Here is a 6,882-nt window from a genome sequence, read left to right as displayed (position 1 = left end):
GTTTCATTATTTTCTGTAGGAGGACCAGTAACATTACCATTTCCTTGAATTTTTCCACCAACATCAGAAAAACCTTCTGTATAAAATTCTCCATTTAAGTTTACGTCACCAGAAGATGTAAATGTTCCGTAGTTATAAAACTTAGCAGTGTTAGCTCCCATTGCTAAAGCACCATTTGGAATATTAAATACACCAGTATTTGTTACTTTTCCTCCATTATGATTAAAAGAATTTCCGGAGTTTATTGTACCACAATTTGTTAGTGTAGAATTTACACTTATTTGGAAATTGTTTGTAATATTCATAATACCTTGGTTTCTAAACTTACTAGTTGTACTACTAGTACCTGAAGATGATCCATTGATTTCTCCACCAATATTCATTGTACCAAGGTTGTCAAATTCATTAATAGATTGAGAAGCAAAGTTTATTGAACTTCCTGTGCTTACTATACCTTCATTATAAAATGTAGTATTAGACCCATTAAAACTTATAGAGTTTTGTGCAGTAAGCTTACCTTGGGCTCCTATTTTAATATTTATATTGGCATTAAAAGATGGATTCTGTTGAAGATACAATTCTCCATTTTCTATATAGATTTCTATAGAACCACTATTTGAAGTTATTCCTGAAATCGTTAATTTTTTACCAGAAGATATACATAATATAGCCCCATCATTAAAAGTTGCACCACTTCCATTAGAAATACTAACGTTTTCTGTAACACGTGTAACGCCACTCTGAAAAACGTAACCATTTGTTTTGTTTGAGCTTAAAGTGTAATTATAGGTGTCACACTGTGCATTAATGTTTAGAAAAGGAGCTAAAAAAAATAATGCTAAAATTAAATTTTTTTTCGAAAAAAAAGATTCAATAAAAATAAAATTTCTTAGCTTATTTTTTAAATAAGCATTTGAGGATTTAAGAGTTAAATGAAATCCTCCCCCAAAGATTTTCATTTTCTTAAATTGATTAATCATTTATAAGTTATTTTAAAGGTGCAAATTTATTGCTTTTTTTATGAAATAGTTGATCTAACTCATTAACTTTAAGACACAGCATTTAATGTAAAGTCACAGTTTTTTTAATTTTTTTTTTATTGTAAAATTAATTTGATAATTAATTTTTTTTTAATGGAAATAATTATGAATTTATTAAAATAATTATTGCTTTTATATACTTTTGTTAAAGTATTATTTTTTAAAAAATGAATTTAAATTACCCAATAACATATATCAATGGTATTAGTGTACAGAGAGCAACTCTTTTGTATACAGAATTGGGTATAAAAACCTGTAATGATTTATTAAATTTCTTTCCTTTTAGATATATTGATAAAACTGCTTTTTATGCAATAAAAGACTTACAACCTAATTCTTCTGAAGTACAAATTGTAGGTAAGGTAACACGTGTTAAATCTGTTGCTCAAAAAAGAGGAAGTAGGTTAGTGGCAACTTTTAAAGATGCATCAGGTTCAATGGAACTGGTTTGGTTTAAGGGACAAAAATGGATAAAAAATGCTCTAAAAATTAATGAACCCTATGTTGTTTACGGTAAATTAAATCATTATAACGGAAATTTTAGTATTCCACATCCAGAAATGGAATTGGTAACAGAGTATAAAAAAAAGTTGCAAACTAAAATGCAGCCTGTTTACCCTTCAACAGAGAAGTTAACAAATTCTGGTGTTACCAATAAACTGATGAGAACGTATGTTCAGAATTTATTACAACAATTTTTTGAAGTAATTGAAGAAAGTTTATCAAAAGAAATTATATCTGATTTTAAGCTAATGTCTAAAAGAGATGCATTGTTAAATGCTCATTTTCCTAAAAGTCAAGAAAATTTAGCGCAAGCTCAGAATCGATTAAAATTTGAAGAATTATTTTTTATTCAATTGCAATTATTGAGGAAGAAACTCATCAATAAAACTAAAATAAAAGGATTTGTTTTTGAAAATGTTGGGGCAGTTTTTAATGAGTTTTATAGAGAGAAACTACCTTTCGATCTAACAAATGCTCAAAAAAGAGTTTTAAAAGAAATAAGAAAAGATGTTGCTTCTGGTGCACATATGAATCGTTTATTACAAGGTGATGTTGGTTCTGGAAAAACAATTGTTGCCTTGTTAACAATGCTTTTAGCAATTGATAATGGTTTTCAGGCAACTATAATGGCGCCTACAGAAATTTTAGCAAATCAACATTATATTGCCATTACAGAACTTTTAGAAGGTATGGATATCAATGTTGATATTTTAACAGGATCTGTAAAAACAAAAAAACGTAAAGAAATTCATCAAAATTTAGAAGATGGATCTTTGCATATTTTAGTTGGTACACATGCATTACTAGAAGATAAAGTACAATTTAAAAACCTTGGTATTGCAATTATTGATGAACAACACAGATTTGGTGTTGCGCAAAGAGCAAAATTATGGTCTAAAAATTCTCTTCCACCACACATTTTGGTGATGACTGCAACTCCAATTCCAAGAACCTTGGCAATGTCTGTTTATGGTGATTTAGATATTTCTGTTATTGATGAATTACCTCCAGGAAGAAAAGAAGTAAAAACTGTTCATCGTTTTGATAGTAATAGATTGTCTGTATTTAAATTCATGAAAGATGAAATTGCAAAAGGAAGACAAGTATATATTGTATATCCTTTAATTCAAGAATCTGAAGCCATGGATTACAAAGATTTAATGGATGGTTATGAAAGTGTTTCTAGAGAATTTCCTTCTCCAAAATACCAAATTAGTATTGTTCACGGACAAATGAAACCTGCAGATAAAGAATATGAAATGCAACGTTTTGTGAAAGGAGAAACTCAGATTATGGTAGCTACAACAGTTATTGAAGTAGGTGTAAATGTACCCAATGCAAGTGTAATGATTATAGAAAGTTCTGAGCGTTTTGGTTTATCTCAATTACATCAATTAAGAGGAAGAGTAGGTAGAGGTGCAGATCAAAGTTATTGTATTTTATTATCTAGTTACAAACTATCTGAAGAAGGAAAAACGCGTTTAAAAACAATGGTTGATACTACTGATGGATTTAAAATTGCAGAAGTAGATTTAAAATTACGTGGACCAGGAAACTTAATGGGAACGCAACAAAGTGGTGTTTTAAACCTTAAAATTGCTGATGTTGTTAAGGATACTCAAATTTTAGTTGCTGCTAGAAACAAGGCTATAGAAGTATTACAAGAAGATTCTAGCTTATCTAAACCAGAAAATGCGGTAATTAAAAAAACGTATTTAGAATTGTCTAAAAACTCAAAAATTTGGTCTAATATTAGTTAATTTTTAACGCAAAAAATAAATTTTGATTTTTAAATATTGATGTTTATTTTTACAAGACTAATACTTTGTTTTTGAAAAAATATATTACTGTAATCCCTCAAATTGTAATAGTACTTTTTAGTTTTCTTATTCTTAGTTGTAATACTCAAGAAACCAAGAATAAATTAAAAAAATCTAAAATTACTTTTAAAGAAGCTGAAATTAAAAAACCGGTTATTTCTTTAGAATATTATCCCAAAAAACAAACAAAAAAAGTAAATCAAAAATTAGATTCTTTATTAAAAAGAATCAACAAAAGACACGATTTTCACGGAGCTGTTTTAGTGGCTAAAAATAAAAAAATAGTTTACAAAAACCAGATTGGATATGCAGATTTTAGAAAGAAAATACCCTTAAAAAATGAATCTACTTTTCAATTAGCATCTGTAAGTAAACAATTTACAGCAGCAGCAATTATGCTTTTGATAGAAAGAAGTAAAATTAAAATTACAGATACTGTAAATACTTATTTTCCTAATTTTCCCTATCAGAATATTACTATTAAAAACTTATTAAATCATACTGCAGGTTTACCTAAATATTTTTGGGTAGCAGAACATGTCTGGAAAGAAAAAACACCACCTAATAATAGTGATATGATGGAGTTATTATCTATTTCTAAAGTAAACCGTTTTTTTAAACCAGGTCGTAATTTTGATTATTCTAATACAGCTTATTTTGTGCTAGCATCTATTGTAGAAAAAGTATCAAAAACATCTTTTAGTAATTTTTTAAAAAAGAATATTTTTGATCCTTTAGGTATGAGTAATTCTTATGTGTATAGTTTTTATAATGATAATGTTCACAAAAATCAATTAAAAGGATATCGTTTGTACAGAGGATGGAAGCATATAAAAATTGGTAATACTGTAAATGATGCTGTTGTAGGAGATAAAAATGTATACTCTACAACAGATGATCTTTTTAAATGGACTTATGGCTTAAATTCGGGGCAATTACTTTCTAAAGAATCTTTAGATTTAATGTATTCTTACGGAGAAACTATTTATGGTAGAAAAATACCTTATGGTTTAGGGTTTAGAATAGATAGAAATAATCAGAATAATATTTATCATTATGGAAAATGGAATGGTTTTAGTACAGGGTTAAATAATTACTTAGATGATGATTTAGTTGTAATAGTTTTAGAACACACAAGTTATAATGCTATAAAATCTTTAAATCGAAAAATAAAAAATATTGTATCGCAAAACTTAGGGGTTTGAAATATTATAGGCTATTTAAAATTTATTGGATTACAGTTTAATTTTTATGAGTATATCTAAAACTTTTTTTATTTTATTTTTATTTTTATTTTCAACAAAGATGAAATCTCAAAATAACTTACCTAATGTAGGTGTTAATTTAACAGGTTTAGAAAGGTATTGGTTAAAAGAGAGTATATTTAACTACAAAGATGTTCTTGTTAAAATTGATGAATTGTATAATTTAGGGTTTAGAGATATTAGATTGCCTGTTTCTTTTGCTTACCACTTTAAAAATAGTTCTAAGAATAAGTTTTTAAGACATTTAACAAAAATTATAAAACATATTAAAAAGAAAAAAATGACAATAATAATTTGTTATTTTGATGATACTCTTAAAAAAGAAACAAATTATACAAACTTAAATACGATTAAAAATAATTGGAAATTTATAAGTAAAAAATTAAAAAAATATTCAAAAGTAGTTTCCTATGAAATTTTAAATGAACCTAATTTATACCCAAAGGAATGGGATGAAATGGTTAATGAACTTGTTTTACAAATTAGAAAAAAAGATAAAAAAACAAAAATACTTATTGGGGCTACCAATTTTAATAGTATTTATGAATTGTCTAGGAAAAAAATATTTTCTTTTAAAAATATTATTTATACTTTTCATTTTTATGAACCATTTATTTTTACACATCAAGGAGCAAGTTGGGTAGGTAATCAAAATAAAACTATAAATTTACCTTATCCTTATAATTCTTATGAGATGCCAGAAATGAATGAAATAGTTAAAGGTACTTCTGGTGAAATTAATTATAAAGACTATAAGATTATGGCAAATAAAACTTCTTTAAGTCATAAAATAGAATTAATAAAAAATTGGTCTAAGAAAAATAATGTAAGGTTATGGTGTACAGAATTTGGTGTGATTAAATCTATACCTTTAAAATATAGATGTCAATATTTTAAAGATTTAACAGATGTATTACAAACAAATAATATTAAAAGTTACGTTTGGGAATATTCTGGAAATTTTGGTTTTAAAGAAAATAAAGAAGTTTTAAATTGTATTAATTTATTTTAAAACTTTAATTATTTTAAATGTATTACAATAATATACAGTTTCAGTTAAATAATTTTTATCTCCATTTTTTTTCTGTAATTGTTCCTTTAATGAAGTTTCTGTTTTATCATATTTATAATAAGGAGAGGTTTTGTTAGAAACAATAATGTAGTCGCAAGTAGATTGTGGGTTAATTATTGCTTTTTTGTATAGAGGTGATGAATTTGGAATAAAAAAATTATTTTTTTTGTTGTATGCAATAATTGGATACATTATAGATTTATCGCATAAAACAATAGAATTTAAAGTTGTGTTTATTGCTAAAAACCTACCACCATTCTTATAATCTTGCAATGTTTTGTTATGAGTATTATTTATAATGCTTTGATAAAAAATTTGTTCTGAAGTAAAGTTAGATTTTTCTAAATAATAATATTCGCCAAAAATACTTATTAGAAATAAAAATGTAAAACTTAAATAATTTACTATTTTTAATTTAAACAATTTATTTTGAGTAACTGTAATTGAAGCAATACCAGATGCTATAAAGACTACATAATAAGATAAACTCATGTAGTTTAAACTACGATCTTTAATAAGCACAAATATAAAAATAGGTACCAATAATAATACAAATACTTTTAACCCTTCTTTGTAATGAGAGATGATTTCAAATAAATAAATTGGGGTAATAAAAATAATTATTTGTGCAAAAGAATAATGATTTACAGCTCTATTTTTTAAGTTTGTAATAGTATCAGTCTCTACTATACTTAAAAAAGTATTTGCGTTCCATTTAGATTCTAAGTTTTCATAAAAGTAAAAAAAATTATCGCCAATTAAATAGTTAATTGTTAGATATAGTATAAAACCAGATATTGGAAAAAAACCAATAATAAAAATCATAGAAAAAAGATGGCCTCTAAATTTTCTTCTTAAAGAGTTATGTTGCGTAATTTTAATATATTTAATTATAAAATTAGAAGTTCCTAAACCTTTGATGCCATAAACAGAAAAAACAAAAATATAAAAGAAAAGTATTAAAAATATCCATAGAATTCTATGGTCTAAGAAAATAGATAAACTTAATATAATACTAAGTATGGCAATATGGTAAGTAGTAAATTTTTTTATGTAATGAAAAAGATAGTAAAAGATGAAAAAATATAATATATAAAATGCATATAAAGAAGTACCAGAACATGCAGAATATATTGTAATTGGGCTAAATAAAAAATATGTAAATAATAAACTTTTAATAA

At 25.5% G+C, this 6,882-nt stretch carries 5 protein-coding genes; 3 read left to right on the top strand and 2 right to left on the bottom strand.

Features of this window, described 5'->3' with window-relative positions; translation table 11 throughout:
* On the bottom strand, positions 1-980 hold a 980-nt coding region (locus ABJG40_RS09815), incomplete at its 3' end, for a hypothetical protein (RefSeq protein WP_348024398.1).
* A 227-nt stretch (positions 981-1,207) separates the two neighbouring features.
* On the opposite strand from ABJG40_RS09815, the gene recG reads away from it, so the two are divergent.
* The 3 genes from recG (at position 1,208) to ABJG40_RS09800 (ending at position 5,641) form a co-directional block, all read left to right on the top strand.
* Positions 1,208-3,304 carry an ATP-dependent DNA helicase RecG gene (gene recG / locus ABJG40_RS09810; RefSeq protein ID WP_348024397.1) on the top strand — a complete coding sequence of 699 codons (2,097 nt, stop codon included), beginning with the start codon at positions 1,208-1,210 and terminating at the stop codon, positions 3,302-3,304.
* Positions 3,305-3,375: 71 nt separating this feature from the next.
* Entirely contained in the window at positions 3,376-4,569 is a 1,194-nt protein-coding gene (locus tag ABJG40_RS09805) for a serine hydrolase domain-containing protein (RefSeq protein WP_348024396.1), read from the top strand.
* A 100-nt stretch (positions 4,570-4,669) separates the two neighbouring features.
* The gene (locus ABJG40_RS09800; protein WP_348024395.1) at positions 4,670-5,641 is read left to right on the top strand and encodes a cellulase family glycosylhydrolase; all 972 of its coding nucleotides are present in this window, start codon (positions 4,670-4,672) and stop codon (positions 5,639-5,641) included.
* On the opposite strand, the gene ABJG40_RS09795 is transcribed toward ABJG40_RS09800, so the two are convergent.
* Positions 5,633-6,882: hypothetical protein (locus ABJG40_RS09795; RefSeq protein ID WP_348024394.1), on the bottom strand; the 1,250-nt coding region annotated here is incomplete at its 5' end. The genes ABJG40_RS09800 and ABJG40_RS09795 overlap by 9 nt on opposite strands.

This window comes from Polaribacter sp. (genome assembly GCF_039939415.1).
Classification (GTDB): Bacteria; Bacteroidota; Bacteroidia; order Flavobacteriales; family Flavobacteriaceae; genus Polaribacter.
This window is presented reverse-complemented; position numbering and strand designations above follow the sequence as displayed.

Excerpts from the sequence above, each read along its gene's own strand:
- recG (WP_348024397.1), top strand. The coding sequence starts at position 1,208 with ATGAATTTAAATTACCCAATAACATATATCAATGGTATTAGTGTACAG.
- ABJG40_RS09800 (WP_348024395.1), top strand. The coding sequence starts at position 4,670 with ATGAAATCTCAAAATAACTTACCTAATGTAGGTGTTAATTTAACAGGT.